This is a genomic window from Geodermatophilus sp. SYSU D00079 (assembly GCF_054050635.1).
In genome coordinates this window covers 67,395-84,647 of the sequence record NZ_JBJGZS010000015.1, presented here as the reverse complement: position 1 = coordinate 84,647, position 17,253 = coordinate 67,395, and the positions used below count along the sequence as shown (strand labels likewise).

The 17,253-nt window shown below is 74.9% G+C and carries 16 protein-coding genes and 1 tRNA gene; 14 read left to right on the top strand and 3 right to left on the bottom strand.

The features are described from left to right. Positions 1 to 130 precede the first annotated feature (130 nt). The 4 genes from ACI79E_RS13885 to ACI79E_RS13870 are packed head-to-tail and all read left to right on the top strand — an operon-like array spanning position 131 to position 3,138. Positions 131 to 949, top strand: a complete 819-nt coding sequence (locus ACI79E_RS13885) for a segregation and condensation protein A (RefSeq protein WP_456933139.1) — start codon at positions 131 to 133, stop codon at positions 947 to 949. Beyond that, positions 946 to 1,770, top strand: coding sequence for an SMC-Scp complex subunit ScpB (gene scpB, locus ACI79E_RS13880; protein WP_456933138.1), 825 nt, complete (start codon positions 946 to 948; stop codon positions 1,768 to 1,770). The genes ACI79E_RS13885 and scpB overlap by 4 nt, the downstream gene beginning before the upstream one ends. Before the next feature lie 50 nt (positions 1,771 to 1,820). Further along, complete coding sequence (locus ACI79E_RS13875; RefSeq protein WP_456933137.1) at positions 1,821 to 2,240, top strand: hypothetical protein; 420 nt, start codon at positions 1,821 to 1,823, stop codon at positions 2,238 to 2,240. A gap of 55 nt (positions 2,241 to 2,295) precedes the next feature. Beyond that, entirely contained in the window at positions 2,296 to 3,138 is an 843-nt protein-coding gene (locus ACI79E_RS13870) for a pseudouridine synthase (protein WP_456933136.1), read from the top strand. A gap of 12 nt (positions 3,139 to 3,150) precedes the next feature. Here the strand turns inward: ACI79E_RS13870 and ACI79E_RS13865 are convergent, their stop codons facing one another. Then, the gene (locus tag ACI79E_RS13865; protein ID WP_456933135.1) at positions 3,151 to 4,347 is read right to left on the bottom strand and encodes an ROK family protein; all 1,197 of its coding nucleotides are present in this window, start codon (positions 4,345 to 4,347) and stop codon (positions 3,151 to 3,153) included. Between the two features lie 68 nt (positions 4,348 to 4,415). On the opposite strand from ACI79E_RS13865, the gene xylA reads away from it, so the two are divergent. The 9 genes from xylA (at position 4,416) to ACI79E_RS13820 (ending at position 12,722) form a co-directional block, all read left to right on the top strand. After that, positions 4,416 to 5,606 carry a xylose isomerase gene (gene xylA / locus ACI79E_RS13860; RefSeq protein WP_456933134.1) on the top strand — a complete coding sequence of 397 codons (1,191 nt, stop codon included), beginning with the start codon at positions 4,416 to 4,418 and terminating at the stop codon, positions 5,604 to 5,606. A gap of 3 nt (positions 5,607 to 5,609) precedes the next feature. Next, positions 5,610 to 7,037, top strand: coding sequence for a xylulokinase (locus tag ACI79E_RS13855; protein ID WP_456933133.1), 1,428 nt, complete (start codon positions 5,610 to 5,612; stop codon positions 7,035 to 7,037). After that, the gene (locus ACI79E_RS13850) at positions 7,034 to 7,942 is read left to right on the top strand and encodes an aldose 1-epimerase family protein (protein ID WP_456933132.1); all 909 of its coding nucleotides are present in this window, start codon (positions 7,034 to 7,036) and stop codon (positions 7,940 to 7,942) included. Before ACI79E_RS13855 ends, ACI79E_RS13850 begins: the two co-directional genes overlap by 4 nt. A 74-nt stretch (positions 7,943 to 8,016) precedes the next feature. Beyond that, positions 8,017 to 9,120 (top strand): MBL fold metallo-hydrolase, encoded by a 1,104-nt coding sequence (locus tag ACI79E_RS13845; RefSeq protein WP_456933131.1) that lies wholly within the window; start codon positions 8,017 to 8,019, stop codon positions 9,118 to 9,120. Between the two features lie 100 nt (positions 9,121 to 9,220). Continuing rightward, on the top strand, positions 9,221 to 9,583 hold the full coding sequence (gene aroH, locus ACI79E_RS13840) for a chorismate mutase (RefSeq protein WP_456933130.1): 363 nt from the start codon (positions 9,221 to 9,223) through the stop codon (positions 9,581 to 9,583). Next, positions 9,580 to 10,269 carry a (d)CMP kinase gene (gene cmk, locus ACI79E_RS13835; protein ID WP_456933129.1) on the top strand — a complete coding sequence of 230 codons (690 nt, stop codon included), beginning with the start codon at positions 9,580 to 9,582 and terminating at the stop codon, positions 10,267 to 10,269. Before aroH ends, cmk begins: the two co-directional genes overlap by 4 nt. Then, complete coding sequence (gene der, locus ACI79E_RS13830) at positions 10,266 to 11,612, top strand: ribosome biogenesis GTPase Der (RefSeq protein WP_456933128.1); 1,347 nt, start codon at positions 10,266 to 10,268, stop codon at positions 11,610 to 11,612. The genes cmk and der overlap by 4 nt, the downstream gene beginning before the upstream one ends. 70 nt (positions 11,613 to 11,682) lie before the next feature. Next, positions 11,683 to 12,573 carry an alpha/beta fold hydrolase gene (locus ACI79E_RS13825; RefSeq protein WP_456933127.1) on the top strand — a complete coding sequence of 297 codons (891 nt, stop codon included), beginning with the start codon at positions 11,683 to 11,685 and terminating at the stop codon, positions 12,571 to 12,573. A gap of 75 nt (positions 12,574 to 12,648) precedes the next feature. Next, positions 12,649 to 12,722: transfer RNA gene (locus ACI79E_RS13820), tRNA-Pro, on the top strand. A gap of 104 nt (positions 12,723 to 12,826) precedes the next feature. On the opposite strand, the gene ACI79E_RS13815 is transcribed toward ACI79E_RS13820, so the two are convergent. Next, positions 12,827 to 13,711 carry a tyrosine-type recombinase/integrase gene (locus ACI79E_RS13815; RefSeq protein WP_456933126.1) on the bottom strand — a complete coding sequence of 295 codons (885 nt, stop codon included), beginning with the start codon at positions 13,709 to 13,711 and terminating at the stop codon, positions 12,827 to 12,829. Between ACI79E_RS13815 and ACI79E_RS13810 the strand changes: the two genes are divergently transcribed. Next, positions 13,704 to 14,863 (top strand): IS3 family transposase gene (locus ACI79E_RS13810; RefSeq protein ID WP_456933125.1). Its coding sequence is split into 2 segments (ribosomal slippage): positions 13,704 to 13,971 and positions 13,971 to 14,863, totalling 1,161 coding nucleotides; the frame shifts between segments, so codons are not numbered across the junction. The two genes, ACI79E_RS13815 and ACI79E_RS13810, sit on opposite strands and share 8 nt — an antisense overlap. A gap of 561 nt (positions 14,864 to 15,424) precedes the next feature. On the opposite strand, the gene ACI79E_RS13805 is transcribed toward ACI79E_RS13810, so the two are convergent. After that, positions 15,425 to 16,597, bottom strand: a complete 1,173-nt coding sequence (locus ACI79E_RS13805) for an NAD(P)H-dependent flavin oxidoreductase (protein WP_456933124.1) — start codon at positions 16,595 to 16,597, stop codon at positions 15,425 to 15,427. Positions 16,598 to 17,253 lie beyond the last annotated feature (656 nt).

Genomic DNA, 17,253 nt, shown 5'->3' with positions numbered 1-17,253 from the left:
GTGCCGTCCCGGACTGCGTGCAGCCGCGGCCCGGGTCCCGGTCGGGACACGTTCCGGGCCCCGGCGACCGGTCTCCACCGGCCACGTGCCGTCCCTGGTCCGCCGGCCGTCAGTACCTAGGCTGGTCGGCGTGGAGGGGAAGCCGGCGGTCGCCGAGCCGGCGCCGTCGGGCCGGTTCACCGTCCGGCTGACCAACTTCGAGGGGCCGTTCGACCTGCTCCTCCAGCTGATCGGCAAGCACAAGCTCGACGTCACCGAGATCGCGCTGTCGCAGGTCACCGACGAGTTCATCGCCCACCTGCGCGCGCTCGGCGACGAGCTGCACCTGGACCAGGCCAGCGAGTTCCTCGTCGTCGCGGCAACCCTGCTCGACCTCAAGGCCGCCCGGCTGCTGCCGGCCGCCGACGTCGAGGACGAGGAGGACCTCGAGCTGCTCGAGGCCCGCGACCTGCTGTTCGCCCGGCTGCTGCAGTACAAGGCGTACAAGCAGGCCGCGGCCTTCCTGCGGGAGCGGGAGGCCGAGGCGGCCCGCCGCCACCCGCGGGACGCCGGCCTGGAGCCGCGCTTCGCCGAGCTGCTGCCCGAGGTGCTGCTCGGCCTCACCCCGGAGCAGTTCGCGGCGCTGGCGACCCGGGCACTGACCCCGAAGGCGCCCGAGGTCGTCGGTGTCTCGCACCTGCACGCGCCGCCGGTGAGCGTCTCCGAGCAGCTGCTGCTGGTGCGCAACCAGCTGATCTCCGCCGGGACGGCGACGTTCCGGGCCCTGACCGCCGACTGCGGGCACACGCTGGAGGTGATCGCCCGGTTCCTCGCGCTGCTGGAGCTCTACCGCCAGCAGCGGGTGACCTTCGAGCAGCTCACCCCGCTCGGGGAGCTGTCGGTGCGGTGGACCGGCGGCAGCGGGCCCGAGCCGGACGCCGACGACGACGCCGACGAGGAGTACGCATGAGCGAGGAGCGGCCGCCGATCTCCTGGGAGTCGCTCGCCGCGGAGCTCGACGCCACCCGCGAGGCGGCCGAGGCGCAGGGCGGCCCGGACGCCGAGACCTGGGACGCCGTCGCCGCCGAGCTGGCCGCGCGGGTGGCCGAGCGGCCGGTGTCGCAGGTGGAGGCGGAGCCGGAGCCGGTCGTCGAACCTGCTCCGCTGCCGCCGCCGGACGCCGCCCGGCCCGAGCCGCGACCGGAGCCGGGACCCGAGCCGGAGCCGGCCGGCGAGGAGCTGGACCCGGTCGCGCTGCGCGGCGGGCTGGAGGCGCTGCTGTTCGTCGTCGACACACCCGTCGACGAGGTCACCCTGGCCGGTGCGCTGCGCTGCCCGGTGCCGCAGGTGCGCGCGGCGCTGGCCGAGCTCGCCGGCGACTACGACCGCCGCGCCGCGGGCCTGACCCTGCGGCGCGTGGGGGAGGGGTGGCGGCTCTACACCCGGGAGGACTACGCGCCGGTGGTCGAGCGGTACCTGGTCGACGGCCAGCGCAGCCGGCTCACCCAGGCCGCGCTGGAGACCCTCGCGGTCATCGCCTACCGCCAGCCGGTGACCCGCGCCCGGGTGTCGGCGATCCGCGGCGTCGGAGTGGACGGCGTCATGCGCACGCTGGTCAGCCGCGGGCTGGTCCAGGAGGTGGGCAGCGACCCCGACACCGGCGGCGGGCTGTACGGCACGACCCCGCTGTTCCTCGAGCGGCTGGGGCTCACCGGCCTCGACGAGCTCCCGGAGCTCGGCCCGCTGCTGCCCGAGGCCGCCAGCGTGCTCGACGAGCACCCCGACGCCTGAGCGGCACCCCGCGACAGGGCGGTGACCAGGCCGGAGGCTACGGTCGGCTCATGAAGCGCTCACTCTCCGTCCGTGCTCTCGGAGCCCCGCTCGCTGCCGCCGCCCTCCTGCTCGCCGGCTGTGGCGCCTCCGAGGACGAGGAGCGTCAGGCGGCCTTCTGCGAGGACGTCCCCGACCTGCTCTCCGACGTGACCGCCGAGCTGGAGGGCGTCACCGCCGAGCCGGAGCAGGCACCGGGCATCGTCGGCGACGCCGTCGAGCGCCTGGAGGCCGTCGAGCCGCCCGAGGACGTCGCCGACGAGTGGCAGGCCCTCGTCGAGGCCTGGACCGGCATGCGCGACCTGCTGGGCGAGGTCGACCTCACCGACCCCTCGGCCAACACCGAGTTCGTCGGCGAGGCCACCCAGCTGCAGGAGGACCTCGTGTCCACCGGCTCGGCCGTCGACGACTGGGGCCAGGAGAACTGCTGACCGACCGCTGCGCACCCGGCGGCGCCCGCGCCGTCGGGTGGGAGACTGGACGGCGATGAACACCGCTCCGCACGACGAGAACACCACCGACGCCGGCGAGGGCTGGTCGGAGGACATGGAGCTCGCCCCCGTCCACCCCGGCGACCGCGAGCCCGCCGAGCCGGACGAGGAGCGGGAGGGCGAGCGGCTGCAGAAGGTCCTGGCCCGGGCCGGGGTCGGCTCCCGCCGCGTCTGCGAGGACATGATCGAGGCGGGCCGGATCAGCGTGAACGGCCGCACCGTCACCGTGCAGGGCATGCGGGTCGACCCCCGGCGGGACAAGATCGCCGTCGACGGTGCCCGGCTGGAGCTGCGCGACGACCGCGTCACCTACGCCCTCAACAAGCCCGCCGGCGTCATCACCGCGATGAGCGACGACCGCAACCGCCCGACCGTGGGCGACATGGTCGGTGACCTCGCCCCCGGCCTGGTGCACGTGGGCCGGCTCGACCAGGACACCGAGGGTCTGCTTCTGGTCACCAACGACGGCGAGCTGGCCCACCGGCTGGCCCACCCCTCCTACGAGGTGCGCAAGACCTACCTGGCCCAGGTGTCCGGCTCCATCCCGCGCGACCTGGCCAAGCGGCTGCGCGCCGGCGTCGAGCTCGAGGACGGCCCGGTCAAGGTCGACTCCTTCCGGGTGGTCGACACCCACGCCGGCCAGTCCGTGGTCGAGGTGGTCCTGCACGAGGGCCGCAAGCACATCGTCCGCCGGCTGCTGGCCTCCGTGGGCCTGCCGGTGTCGCGGCTGACCCGGACGGCGGTCGGCCCGGTGAAGCTGGAGCGCATGCGGGTCGGGTCGATCCGCCGGCTCACCCGCGCCGAGGTCGGCGCGCTGCAGGAGCAGGTCGGCCTGTAGCCGACGGCGGGCTCAGGGCAGCCAGCGCACGGGGTCGGCCAGGACACCGGCCAGCGCGCGCAGCGCGGCCCCGGTCGCGCCGGCCGCCGGGGCCGCGGTCACCGCCTGGAGGGCCGGCCGCCGCCACCGCGCCGACAGCACCCGGCGGGCCAGCAGCTCCTCCACGCGCGGGCACAGCAGGTCGGCGAGGGCGCCCAGGTGGCCGCCGAGCACCACCGTGGGCAGGTCCAGCACGTTGACCACACCGGCCAGCGCGATGCCCAGGGCGTCGGCCGCGGCGTCGAGGGCCCGCAGCGTCGCGGCGTCCCCGTCGGCCGCCCGCGCCACCACCTCGGCCGGCGGGGTGTCCAGCGGCAGCCCGGCCGCGGCGAGCAGGGCGTGGCGACCGGCGTACTGCTCCAGGCAGCCGGTGGAGCCGCAGCGGCAGGGCGGGCCGTCGGGGTCGACGCACACGTGCCCGACCTCCCCGGCCCACCCGGCACTGCCGGTCATCACCCGCCCGTCGAGGACGGCGGCGCCGCCGATGCCGATCTGCCCGGACAGGTAGAGGAAGTCCCGCAGCGGGCCGGGCCGCCCCGGTGCCACCTCGGCGACGGTGCGGGCGGCGAGGTCGGCCTCGTTGCCGAGTACCGGCCGCAGGCCGTCGGGCAGGGCCGCGGCCAGCAGGTCCGCGGCGGGGACGTCGGACCAGCCGAGGTTGGGCGCCCGCAGCAGCAGGTCCTCCTGCTCGCGGACGATCCCCGGCAGTGCCAGGCCGGCGCCGGCCAGCCGCAGGTCCGCGGCCGGGCCGGCGAGCAGCGTCGTGGCCAGCGCGCCGAGCCGGGGGAGCGTGGCCTCCGGGTCGCTGCCCACGAAGTCGCCGTCCACCACCGACTCGGCCACGACCCGGCCGCGCAGGTCGAGGACCCGGGCGGCGAGCAGCCCGGCGTCCACCTGCAGGCCCAGCGCGCCGATGCGGGCGCCCGGCAGCAGCGGCGTGGCCGGGCGCCCGCGCCGGGGCGGCGCGATGCGCTCGCCCTCGTCGAGCAGCTCCCCGACGAGGAGCTCGTCGACCAACCGGGCGGCGGTGGCACGCGTCGTCCCGGTGCGGGCGGCGATGTCCGCGCGGGACAGGGGGGCGGCCGCGGCGCAGACGGTCCGCAGCACGAGCGCGAGGTTGGCGCTGCGCAGCGTCGACTGCCGGGCTCCGGTCCCCTCCGTCGTGCGCACCCCTTGAGGTTAGCGGTGCCCCTGGCTTATGTTCTACGGAAGAACAAAACCCGATGGAGGGATCCCCCATGAGCCTGCCGCAGCCCACCCGCGAGGACCGGTTCTCCTTCGGCCTGTGGACCGTCGGATGGTCCGCACGCGACCCGTTCGGCGACGCCACCCGCGAGCCGGTCGACCCGGTGGAGTCGGTGCACCGGCTGGCCGAGCTGGGCGCCTACGGCGTCACCTTCCACGACGACGACCTCATCCCGTTCGGCAGCGACGACCCCGCCCGCGAGCAGCACGTCAAGCGGTTCCGGGCGGCGCTGGAGGAGACCGGCCTGGTCGTCCCCATGGTGACGACCAACCTGTTCACCCACCCGGTGTTCAAGGAGGGCGCGCTCACCGCCAACGACCGCGACGTGCGCCGGTTCGCGCTGCGCAAGGTCATGCGCAACATGGACCTCGCCGCCGAGCTCGGTGCCGGCGTCTACGTGCTCTGGGGCGGCCGCGAGGGCGCCGAGGTCGACACCGCGAAGGACCTGCGCGCCGCGCTGGACCGCTACCGCGAGGGCATCGACACCCTGGCCCAGTACTCCGAGGACCGCGGCTACGGCCTGCGCTTCGCCCTGGAGCCCAAGCCGAACGAGCCGCGCGGGGACATCTTCCTGCCCACCATCGGGCACGCGCTGGCGTTCATCTCCACCCTCGAGCACGCCGACCTGGTGGGCGTGAACCCCGAGGTCGGGCACGAGCAGATGGCCGGGCTGAACTACACGCACGGCATCGCCCAGGCGCTGTGGCAGGGCAAGCTGTTCCACATCGACCTCAACGGCCAGCACGGGATCAAGTACGACCAGGACCTCGTCTTCGGCCACGGCGACCTGCTGTCGGCCTTCGCCACCGTCGACCTGCTGGAGCACGGCGGCGTCGACGGCGCGCCGGCCTACGACGGCCCGCGGCACTTCGACTACAAGCCGCTGCGCACCGAGGACATGGACGGCGTGTGGGCCTCGGCCGCGGCCAACATGCGCACCTACCTGCTGCTCAAGGAGCGGGCGGCGGCCTTCCGCGCCGACCCGGAGGTGCAGGAGGCGCTGGTCGCCGCCCGCGTGCCCGAGCTGGCCCGGCCCACGCTGGCCGAGAACGAGTCCTACGAGGACCTGCTGGCCGACCGTGGCTCCTTCGAGGAGTTCGACGTCGACGCCGCCGCCGCGCGCGGTGCCGGTGCGGTGCGCCTGTCCCAGCTGGCCGTCGAGCACCTCCTCGGGGCCCGCTGAGCGATGGCACTGGTGGCGGGGGTCGACACGTCGACCCAGGCGTGCAAGGTCGTGGTGCGCGACGCCGGCAGCGGCGCCCTGGTCCGTGAGGGCCGGGCGCCGCACCCCGACGGCACCGAGGTCGACCCCGCCGCCTGGGCCGCGGCGCTGCAGCAGGCGCTGACGCGGGCCGGCGGGCTGGACGACGTCGCGGCGGTGGCCGTGGGCGGCCAGCAGCACGGCATGGTGTGCCTCGACGAGGACGGTGCGGTGGTCCGGCCGGCGCTGCTGTGGAACGACACGCGCTCCGCGCAGGCCGCCCGCGACCTCACCGCGGAGCTGGGCGGCGGGCAGGCGTGGGCCGACGCGGTGGGCCTGGTGCCGGTCGCGTCGTTCACCGTCAGCAAGCTGCGCTGGCTGGCCGGGGCCGAGCCGGACAACGCGGCCCGCACCGCGGCGGTCTGCCTGCCGCACGACTGGCTGACCTGGCAGCTGGCCGGTGGGCTCGCGGGCGGGTCGACGGGGAGCCGGCCGGGCCTGGAGGCGCTGGTCACCGACCGCGGCGACGCCAGCGGCACCGGCTACTGGTCACCCGCGGGTGGTGAGTACCGGATGGACCTGCTGGAGCGGGCGCTGGGCCACCGAGCGCTCGTCCCCCGGGTGCTCGGCCCGGCCGAGCCCGGCGGGGAGACCCCCGGCGGCGCGGTCCTGGGGCCGGGCACCGGCGACAACGCCGCCGCCGCGCTGGGCCTGGCCGCCGAGCCCGGCGACGTCGTCCTGTCCATCGGCACGTCCGGGGTGGTGTCGATCGTCTCCACCACCCCGGCGGCCGACCCGAGCGGCACCGTCGCCGGCTTCGCCGACGCCACCGGCAACTTCCTGCCGCTGATCGCCACGCTCAACGCCGCGCGGGTCCTCGACGCCACCGCGCGGCTGCTCGGCGTCGACCACGCCGAGCTGTCCCGGCTGGCCCTGTCGGCGCCGCCCGGCGCCGGCGGGCTGGTGCTCGTGCCCTACCTGGAGGGCGAGCGGACGCCGGACCGCCCCACCTCCACCGGCGCCCTGCACGGGCTGACCCTCGGCACGGCCGACCCCGCGCACCTGGCGCGGGCCGCGGTCGAGGGCCTGCTGTGCGGGCTGGCCGACGGGCTGGACGCGGTCGCCGCGACCGGCACCCCGGTCCGCCGGGTCCTGCTGGTCGGTGGCGGCGCCCGGTCGGAGGCGGTCCGCCGCATCGCGCCGGCCGTCCTCGGCGTGCCGGTGCTCGTCCCGCCGCCGGGGGAGTACGTCGCCGACGGCGCGGCCCGCCAGGCGGCGTGGGTGCTCAGCGGCGGCGACACCGCCCCCGACTGGCCCCGGCCCGGCACCGAGGTGCACGAGGCCGACCCCGTGCCGCACGTGCGCGAGCGCTACGCCGAGGTCCGCGACCTCACCGCGGAGCGGGTCCGGTGATCCCGCCGACGGGAGAGCAGTTCGTCCTCCGCTGCGGGGACGCCGAGGTGACCGCCGTCGAGGTCGGCGGCGGACTGCGCACCTACCGGGTGGGCGGCCGCGACGTCGTCGACGGCTACGGCGCCGAGGAGATGGCGCCGCACGCGCGCGGGCACGTCCTGGCTCCGTGGCCCAACCGGCTGCGCGACGGCGTCTACACCTGGGACGGCGAGGAGCACCGGACGCCGGTGACCGAGCCCGAGCGCGGCACCGCCATCCACGGGCTGGTCCAGTTCGTCCCCTGGCGGGCGGTCGACCGGGCCGAGGACAGGGTGGTCCTCGAGCACCTGCTGCACCCGCGGCCCGGGTACCCGTTCACGCTGCGGCTGCAGGTGGCCTACGTCCTGTCCGCCGACGGGCTGCGGGTGACCACCACCGCCACCAACGAGGGCGCCACCGCGCTGCCGTACGGGGAGGGCCACCACCCGTACGTGCTCACGGGCGCGCGCCTGGACGACTGCACCCTGGTCGCCCCCGCCGCCACCCGGCTGGAGACCGACGAGCGGGCCATCCCGGACGGCACGGTGCCGGTCGAGGGCACGCCGTACGACCTGCGCGGCGGGCGGCGGATTGGGAACCTCGTCGTCGACTCCTGCTTCACCGACATCGAGCGCGGCGCCGACGGGCTGGCCGAGGTGCGGCTGCTCGGTCCGGACGGGCGCGGCGTCGCCGTCTGGATGGACGGCGCCTACCGGTACCTCCAGCTGTTCACCGGCGACGTGGTGCCCGAGCCGCGCCGGCGCCGGGGGCTGGCCGTGGAGCCGATGACCTGCCCGCCCAACGCCCTCCAGACCGGGGAGGCGGTCCTGCGGCTGGAGCCGGGGGCGTCGACGACGGGCACCTGGGGCATCCGCCCGCTGGGCTGAGCGGGGGCTTTGACAGGGCCTGCGGTGGGCTCGGACCCTGGACCCGCCGGCCGCCGTCCTGTCCGGGAGGTCCCATGACCGCCGAAGGCCCCACCCGCCGTTCGTTCCTCGGGAGGTCCCTCGCGGTGGGGGCCTCCCTCGCCGGGGGCTCCGCGCTGGGCGGCGTCCTCGGGCGCGCGTCGGCCCGGGCGGGCACGGCGGCGGACCGGACGCCGCAGCCGGTCCCCACCGCCGGGACCTCCCTCGTCACGCTGGGCACGGCCGCGGGCCCGGCGGTGCGCAGCCCGCGCCGGGGGATCGCCAGCGCGGTCGTCGTCGACGGGCACCTCTACCTCGTCGACTGCGGGCTGGGCGTGGTGCGGCAGGCGGTGGAGGCGATGCTGCCGATGGCGGAGCTGCGCGCCGTCCTGCTCACCCACCTGCACTCCGACCACGTCGCCGAGCTCCCCGGCCTGCTGCTCTACAACTGGGGCGCCCCGGTGGACGGCTTCACCCGCCCCTTCCGGGTCCTCGGGCCCGGCCCCGCCGGCGCGCTGCCGGACGGCGCCGAGGCCGTCGTCACGCCGGCGACCCCGGGGACGCAGGACGTCGTGGCCGCCCTGCTGGCCGCCTACGCCTACGACGTCAACATCCGGGTGTACGACGAGGCCCGCCCGCCGCTGGACGACCTCGTCGTCGCGGAGGACCTCGAGCTCCCGGCGGGTGTGCCCGCCGGTCCGCGCGGCCCGCTGGCACCGCCCATGGCGCCGTTCGTGGTGTACGAGGACGAGCGGGTGCGGGTCCTGGCCGCACTCGTCGACCACCCGCCGGTGTACCCCTCCTACGGGTTCCGGTTCGAGACGCCGCACGGCGTGGTCGCCTTCTCCGGCGACACCGCCGAGCACGCCAACGTCGTCGAGCTGGCCCGCGGCGCCGACGTCCTGGTCCACGAGGCGGTCTACCTGGACTTCTACCGCGGCAACCCCGACTACACCGACGAGTTCATCAACCACCTGGCGCAGAGCCACACCGAGCCCGAGGGCACCGGGCGGGTGGCGGCGGCCGCCGGCGCGGGCCACCTGGTGCTCAGCCACCTGGCGGGCGTGGCCACCGACGAGCAGTGGGCGGCGGCGGCCCGCGAGACGTTCGACGGGCCGGTGACGGTGGCCGCCGACGGGCAGGTCTTCCCGGTGGCCTGAGGAGGCGCCCTGGACGCGGACGAGGCGGGTGGCGCGGCATACCTAGACTCGACCGAGGGGCACGGCGACCCGTGCCCCGCATCGATCGAGGAGAGTGGTAGTGGCCGTCCGAGCCATCCGGGGTGCGACGCAGGTGGACGCCGACGACCGGGAGCTGGTCCTCGACGCGACCCGCGAGCTGGTCAGCACGGTCATGGAGCGCAACCAGCTGCAGCACGACGACGTCATCAGCATCCTGTTCACCGCCACCCCCGACCTGGTCTCGGAGTTCCCGGCGCTGGCCGCGCGGGAGCTCGGGTTCGGTGACGTGCCGCTGATGTGCGCCAGCGAGATCGGCGTCCCGCACGCGCTGCCGCGGGTGCTGCGGCTGATGGCACACGTGGAGACCGAGCGCCCGCGGGCGGAGATCCAGCACGTGTACCTGCGCGGGGCCGTGGCGCTGCGACGGGACATCGCCCAGTGACGGCCGACTTCCGGGGGCAGATCACCCTCGACGGGCCGTCGGGGACGGGCAAGTCCAGCGTCGCCCGCGCGGTGGCCACCCGGCTGGGCGCGGCCTACCTGGACACCGGGGCGATGTACCGCGCCGCGACCGTCGCCGTCCTCGACGCCGGCGTCGACCCGGAGGACGCCGAGGCCGTGGCCGCCGTCGTCGCGCAGGCCCGGATCGAGGTCGGGACGGCCGCGGACACCGAGCTGGTGCAGGTGGACGGCGTCGACGTCGCCGTCCGGATCCGGGGCGCGGAGGTGACCCGCGCGGTGTCGGCGGTCTCGGCGGTGCCCGCGGTGCGCCGCCGGCTGGTCGACCAGCAGCGGGCCCTGGTGGCCGCGGCCGACGCGGTGGTGGTCGAGGGCCGCGACATCGGCACCGTCGTCCTGCCCGACGCCACGCTCAAGGTCTACCTCACCGCCGCGCCGGAGGCCCGCGCCGAGCGCCGCGCGGCCCAGCTGGGGCTGACGACGCCGGAGGAGGTGGCCGCCCTGGCGGTCGACCTGCGCCGCCGCGACGAGTACGACAGCAGCCGGGCCGACAGCCCGCTGCGCCCGGCCGCCGACGCGGTGGTCGTGGACAGCACCGACCTGGACCGCGAGGGCGTCGTCGACCGCGTCGTCGAACTGGCGCGGTCCGCCGTGGGGGCGCGGTCGTGAGCGAGGGCAACGGCGGGCCGCTGCCGGTCGTGGCGATCGTCGGCCGCCCCAACGTGGGCAAGTCGACGCTGGTCAACCGCATCCTGGGCCGCCGCGCCGCGGTGGTGCAGGACGTCCCGGGCGTGACCCGCGACCGCATCACCTACGAGGCGCTGTGGAACGGCAAGCGGTTCACCGTCGTCGACACCGGCGGCTGGGACCCCAAGGCCGCCGGTCTGGGCGCCTCGATCAGCCGGCAGGCCGAGTACGCGATGAAGACCGCCGACGTCATCGTCCTCGTCGTCGACAGCTCCGTGGGCGCCACCGACACCGACCTGGCCGCCGCGCGGATCCTGCGCCGCAGCGACCGGCCGGTCATCGTGGTGGCCAACAAGGTCGACGACGAGCGCAGCGAGGCCAACGCCGCCGAGTTGTGGTCGCTGGGCCTGGGCGAGCCGCAGCCGGTCAGCGCGTTGCACGGGCGCGGCAGCGGCGACCTGCTGGACCTGGTGCTGGACGCGCTGCCCGAGGCGCCGCGCGAGCAGCTGGAGGAGGGCGGCCCGCGGCGGGTGGCGCTGGTCGGCCGGCCCAACGTGGGCAAGTCCAGCCTGCTCAACCGGCTGGCCAAGGACGAGCGCTCGGTCGTGGACTCCGTCGCCGGCACGACCGTCGACCCGGTCGACTCCATCGTCACCCTGGGCGGCGAGGAGTGGCGGTTCGTCGACACCGCGGGCCTGCGGCGCAAGGTCAACACCGCCAGCGGCATGGAGTACTACGCCAGCCTGCGCACCGAGGCCGCCATCCAGGCCGCCGAGGTCGCCGTCGTGCTGCTGGCCGCCGACGAGGTGATCAGCGAGCAGGACCAGCGGGTCATCACCCAGGTGATCGAGTCCGGCCGGGCGCTGGTGCTGGCCTTCAACAAGTGGGACACCCTCGACGAGGACCGCCACGCCCAGCTGGAACGGGAGATCGAGCGGGACCTGGCGCGGGTGAGGTGGGCGTCGCGGGTGAACATCTCCGCCGCCACGGGCCGCGGGGTGGGCAAGCTCGCCCAGCACCTGCGCGACGCGCTGGCCTCGTGGGAGTCCCGGATCCCGACCGCGGAGCTCAACACCTACGTGCGGGCGCTGGTCCAGGAGACGCCGCCGCCGGCCCGTGGCGGGCGCGCCCCGAAGATCAAGTACGTGACGCAGGCCGACGTCCGCCCGCCGCGGTTCGTCGTGTTCTCCACCGGCTTCCTGGAGGCCGGCTACCGCCGGTTCCTGGAGCGCAAGCTGCGCGAGCGGTGGGGCTTCGGCGGCACGCCGATCGAGATCTCGGTCAAGGTGCGCGAGGGCCGGGGCACGGAGAAGTCGAAGAGCTGAACGATGAGTCCGGCCTCCGGCGGGGGTCTGAGGGTGGACAGTCCTCTCCACCCCCGTCCGGAGGCCGCTCATGACCGCAGCGCAGACGCACACCCTCGAGGCCCCGGGTGCCGTGCTCACCTACGACGTGCGGCCCGGTCCGGGCCCGGAGCCGGTGCTGCTGCTGATCGGGTCACCGATGGGTGCCGAGGGCTTCGGCACCTTGGCCGGGCACTTCCCCGACCGGACGGTCGTCACCTACGACCCACGCGGCGCGGGGCGCAGCCCGCGCACCGACGGCGCGCGGGAGACCACGCCCGACGAGCACGCCGACGACCTGTCCCGGCTGATCGCGGCTCTCGACGCAGGGCCGGTGGACGTCTTCGCCACCAGCGGGGGAGCAGTCAACGCGCTGGTGCTCGTGGCCCGGCACCCGGAGCAGGTGCGCACCCTCGTGGCGCACGAGCCCCCGGCCGCGCAGCTGCTGCCCGACCGGGAGGCGGCGCTGGCCGCCTCCCGGCACGTGCACGAGACCTACGAGCGCAGCGGGTTCGGGCCGGCGATGGCCCAGTTCATCCGGCTGGTGTCGCTGCGGGGCGCCGTCCCCGCCGACCTCACCGAGCAGCGCGCGCCGGACCCGGCCGCGTTCGGGCTGCCCACGGAGGACGACGGCTCCCGGGACGACCCGCTCGTCGGGCAGAACGTCGTGTCCTGCACCCACCACCAGCACGACGTGGCCGCGCTGCGCGCGGCGTCGACCCGCATCGTGGTGGCCGCCGGCGCCGGGTCCGAGGGCCAGCTGGCGCACCGGGCCGCGGTGGCCCTGGCCGAGCGCCTGGGGACGACGACGGTCGCGTTCCCCGGCGACCACGGTGGCTTCCTCGGCGGGGAGTACGGCCAGACCGGCGAGCCGGAGGCCTTCGCGGCGACCCTGCGCCAGGTGCTCGCGGCCGCGGACAGCCCCGTGCCGGCGCGCGGCTGACCACCGGTCAGGAGCGCGCGGGCGGTGCGGTAACCTCTTCCTGCAGCGATCGGGCGGTGCGAGCCGCCCGGCGCTCGGGCTGTAGCGCAGCTTGGTAGCGCACTTGACTGGGGGTCAAGGGGTCGCAGGTTCAAATCCTGTCAGCCCGACAGTGAAATCGCAGGTCAGAGGCGGGTCGGCCGTGAAGGCCGGCCCGCCTCTTGCATGACTACAGCAACGCGTACAGCAACGCGGCCGAAGTGCAGCAACACGGTCACCACCGGAGCGCCTGGTCGAGCCGCTCGGCCGCCTCCCGCTGCTGCGCCGGGCCCACGTGGCTGTAGATGTCGGCGGTGATGGCGTAGGACGAGTGGCCGAGGTGCTCCTGGACGACCTTGGTGTGGGTGCCGGCGGCGAGCAGGAAGCTGGCGGCGGAGTGCCGCAGGGTGTGCAGGGTGACGCCGCGGAGGCCGGCCCGCTGCGCAAGGACTTCGAAGCGCCGCAGGACGTTGCGGGGCTCGAGCGGTGTGCCGATCTCGGTGGTGAACACCAGGCCGTGCTCCTGCCAGGCACCCGCGGCGGCGAGCTGTTCCTCCCGCTGCCGGGTCCGCTGTGTGCGGAGCGCCTCGACCGCCGACCGGGGCAGGGGCACGGTCCGGCGGGACCTGTCGGTCTTGGGCTCGTCGAGCCGCAGCCCCCGGGAGGTCCGGGCGAGGGTCCAGCGCACCCGCAGCAGCGCGGCATCGAGGTCGACGTCCGACCAGTGCAGGGCCAGCGCCTCCCCGCGGCGCAGCCCGGTGGCCAGCAGCACCCGGAACAGGCTCTCCAGCCGGTCGCCCCGAATCGCCTCGAGGAGTCCCTGGGCCTGCTCCACGGTCAGGTGGGGCGCGTCCCTGCGTTCGACGCCGGGGCGCTTCACGGCCGCCGCGGGGTTGCTGCGGATCAGCCCGTCGCGGGAGGCGATGTCCAGCGCGGACCGCAGGACGGTGTAGATGGTCCGGATCGTCGACGCCGCCAGGCCGGCCTCCCGCTTGGTGACGATGAGCGCTTCGACATCCGACGGGCGCAGCCGGCCGAGGGGGATCGGGGACTGCTGCGCCTTCAGTTGACACTCGTTCTGCGGGATTTTGTTCCGCGGAGAGGATGTCGCTGTGCCCAAGAAGTTCCCGCCGGAGTTCAAGCGTGACGTCGTCCGGGTCGCCCGCCGCGGTGACCTGAGCCAGGCCGAGGTCGCTGCCGACTTCGACCTCTCGGTCGAGTCGGTGCGCCGCTGGGTGCGCCAGGCCGACATCGATGACGGCGTCATCGACGGTCAGACCAGCGCCGAGCAGAACGAGCTGGTGCAGCTGCGCCGCCAGATGCGGCGGCTGGAGATGGAGAACGAGATCCTGCGCCGGGCGGCGGCCTACTTCGCGGCCGGCAGTCTCCCAAAATGAGCTATCCGCTGGTCCGTGACCTGGCCGCCGAGGGCATCCCGGTGCGGCTGACCTGCGGGGTGCTGGGCCACTCGACCCAGGCCTACTACGCCTGGCTCTCGGCTCCGGTGAGCCGGCGCGACCTCGAGGACGCCTATGTCACCAACGCGCTCATCGACGCGCACGGCGATGACCCGGAGTTCGGCTACCGGTTCCTCGCCGACGAGCTCGGGCGCGCCGGCCACCTCGCCGGGGAGCGGCGCATCTGGCGGCTGTGCTCCCAGCAGAAGCTCTGGTCGACGACCGTGCGCAAGGGGCGGCGAGGCGCGGGCAAGACGCCTGGCCCGGCGGTGCACGACGACCACGTGCAGCGGAACTTCACCGCCCAGCGCCCCGATCAGGTCTGGGTCACCGACATCACCGAGCACCCAACCGCCGAGGGCAAGCTGTACTGCTGCGCGATCAAGGACCTGTTCAGCAACCGCATCGTCGGCTACGCGATCGACGAGCGGATGACCGCGCAGCTGGCCGTCACCGCCCTGCGCACAGCCGTGGCCCGGCGCCAACCGGGCGGCGTGGTGGTCGTCCACAGCGACCGCGGATCCCAGTTCCGAGCAAGATCCTTCCGGGCCGTCCTGACCGCCGCGGGTCTGCAGGGATCAATGGGCCGGGTCGCCTCCGCGGGCGACAACGCCGCGATGGAGTCCTGGCACGCCCTGCTGCAGAAGAACGTCCTGGACCGCCGGCGCTGGCGCACCCGAGACGAGCTGCACCAGGCGATCGTGTTCTGGACCGAGCACACCTACAACCGCCGCCGACGGCAGCGCGCCCTGGGCAAGCTCACTCCGGTCGAGTTCGAACTCGCCTTCACCGCTCAGGCTGCCATCGCGGCATGATCAGTCCCAACCGCCGTCAACCGAAGCTGCAGCAGTCCCGGACTCACCTGGTGTCCGAGGAGGGAACGGCAGCTCCGCACACGCGTATGTCGGGGTGAGACGGGTCGCAAGAGCCCACCAGGCACGTCCCCGACTGCGCGACCTCGTGCGCCGTGCACGCCGACAGGCAGCGCCAAGACGTTCGCATCCGCCCTGGCCGGGGACGGTGTGCTCAGCCCATCGGCCGCTGCGGACGCAATCGCCACGGCAGGTCTGGCCGAATCGACGGCGCTGCGCAGGATCCTGTGCGGTGGCCGGGAGACGCAGAGAGGGCACTCACGGGCATACAACAGGGCGCCGATCGGCACCTCTGCCTCCACCGGCTCATTTCCGGTGGTGGCCGTGGCCTGTGTCCGAGGTGCCATACGGCACGTGGGGACGTCGATCCCCGTGACCCAGCTGCTCGAAGGTGGCGCCGACGGCGGCGCGAGGAGGCACACGACGGGGTGATGGGTGCCGGCGGATGACGGTCAGAGGCCGCGCAGGCCGGCCGATGGTGGGGAGCTGAAGCCCGGCTGGATCTCACGACGGTGCGCGGAGCGGGTTGCGGTCACGTCGCTGGAGACAGACGGTCATCAGGTCGCTGATCACGTCTGCTGCCGGCCGGACGGCGGTGACCGAGCCGACGCCCGCTCCCGCGTACAGCGCCATGGCCGCCACGTCCCCGTCGACGGCAGTGACGGGTGGCAGGCCGGCGCCGCGCGGCAGCGGCACCTGCCGGCCGCCCATCGTCACCGTTCCGACCACGTCGGAGTCCGATGACGCGGCTCGTTCGACCGCGCTGCGCAGGACCCTGTGCCGTGGGCGGGAGACGCACAGGGGGCAGTCACGGGGGAACGCGTCGCTGATGACGGTGCAGTCGCCGGCAGCATCGACGAGTGCCTGCTTGTACGCGGGGTGCGCAGCGGATTCGGTCGCCGTGACGAACCGCGTGCCGATCCTCGCTCCGTCCGCTCCGGCGGCCATCACCGCTGCGAAGGTGCGGGCGTCAGCGACGCCGCCGGCAGCGAGCACCGGGATCGCCACCGCGTCGAGGACTTCCCGCAGCAGGGGCCGTAGCGGCCGGTCGCCTCGGACGTGGCCGCCGGCTTCGCAGCCCTGTGCGATGACCAGGTCGCAGCCGGCATCCGCCGCGGCGCGCGCTTCCTCCGCGGACCCGACCTGCCAGCTCACCAGGGCCCCCACCCGGTGAACGAGTTCTACCAGTCGCGGCGAGGGGTGGAACCAGAAGAAGTCGACCACCCGCACCCGCTCTGCGGCGGCGATGACGGCGTCCTCGTCGGTGTCCTCGAGGAGGATGTTGACCGACAGCACGCCCTTCGTGCGACGCCGCATGTCGTCCAAGCGGCGGATGAGGGTCTCGGTGGGCACCCCCAGCGCGGAGACGGTGCCGACACCTCCGGCATCCGCGACCGCGACCGCCAGGTCCGACGATGACAGCGCCCCCATGGGTGCCTGCTGTATGGGAACCGAACAGCCGACCAGGGCCGTGAATCGTGTCCGCATGTTGGCGTCTCCCGCAGTCGCGCGTGACCAGCAAACCGTTCCGCCAGAGGTCGCATGGGTCAAGTGGCTCCGTCCGCGGGGCCATGTGCTCCCGGGGCGTCGATCACAACGGGGAGGTTGCAGGCGCGGCCATCTGGACGGGTCCGGATGCCCCGGGTGCCCCGTGCCCAGAACGGTATTCCGGGACACCGGTTGGACGGCGTGCCGTTCGGCCAGACTGGCACCCTCGTCCGACGATCACGCATGATCGGAACCACCGACGTCCGTGGGCGGCGGGCGCGCCACGATGGCCGGGTCGGGCGGGGGCGCCCCTCGAGGCGCCTTCCGCTGGTTGCCCCCCGCACGGGGGCTGCAGCCTCGCTGCTGCGCAGCCCGGTGGCCACGAGTACGAGCCACGCAGCACGGATACAGCGAGCTGCGTGCCGCATCCCCGGCCCGGTGTAGCACGCGCCGTTCCGGATCGACGCCGACACTCGCGACCGCCGACGGCAGCACGTGGACGCTGCCCGTTGAGGGTGTGCACCTCGACCCGGACCACGAGACTGAGGTCGGCCGGGCACCTGCCGCGCAGCACCGGTGGAAGTGCCTCGACGGCCGGTGCGGGCACGCTGGGACACGACGACGACCTGCGCGGAGCTGCAGGACGCAGGTGAGCCCGGGTCGGGACCGGCCGACGGCGATGAGGGGTCCCGCGCCGGTCGAACCCGGCGGTGACGTTGGATCCCGGCTGAGGTCGGGGGCCGCGATGGAGACACCTGTTCGTCTCCGTCGGCGGGTCAGGCCCGCCTGGCGATAGCTGGCACTCCGCGCACCGGGAGACGGCCGGACGTCGAGCCAGTCCATGT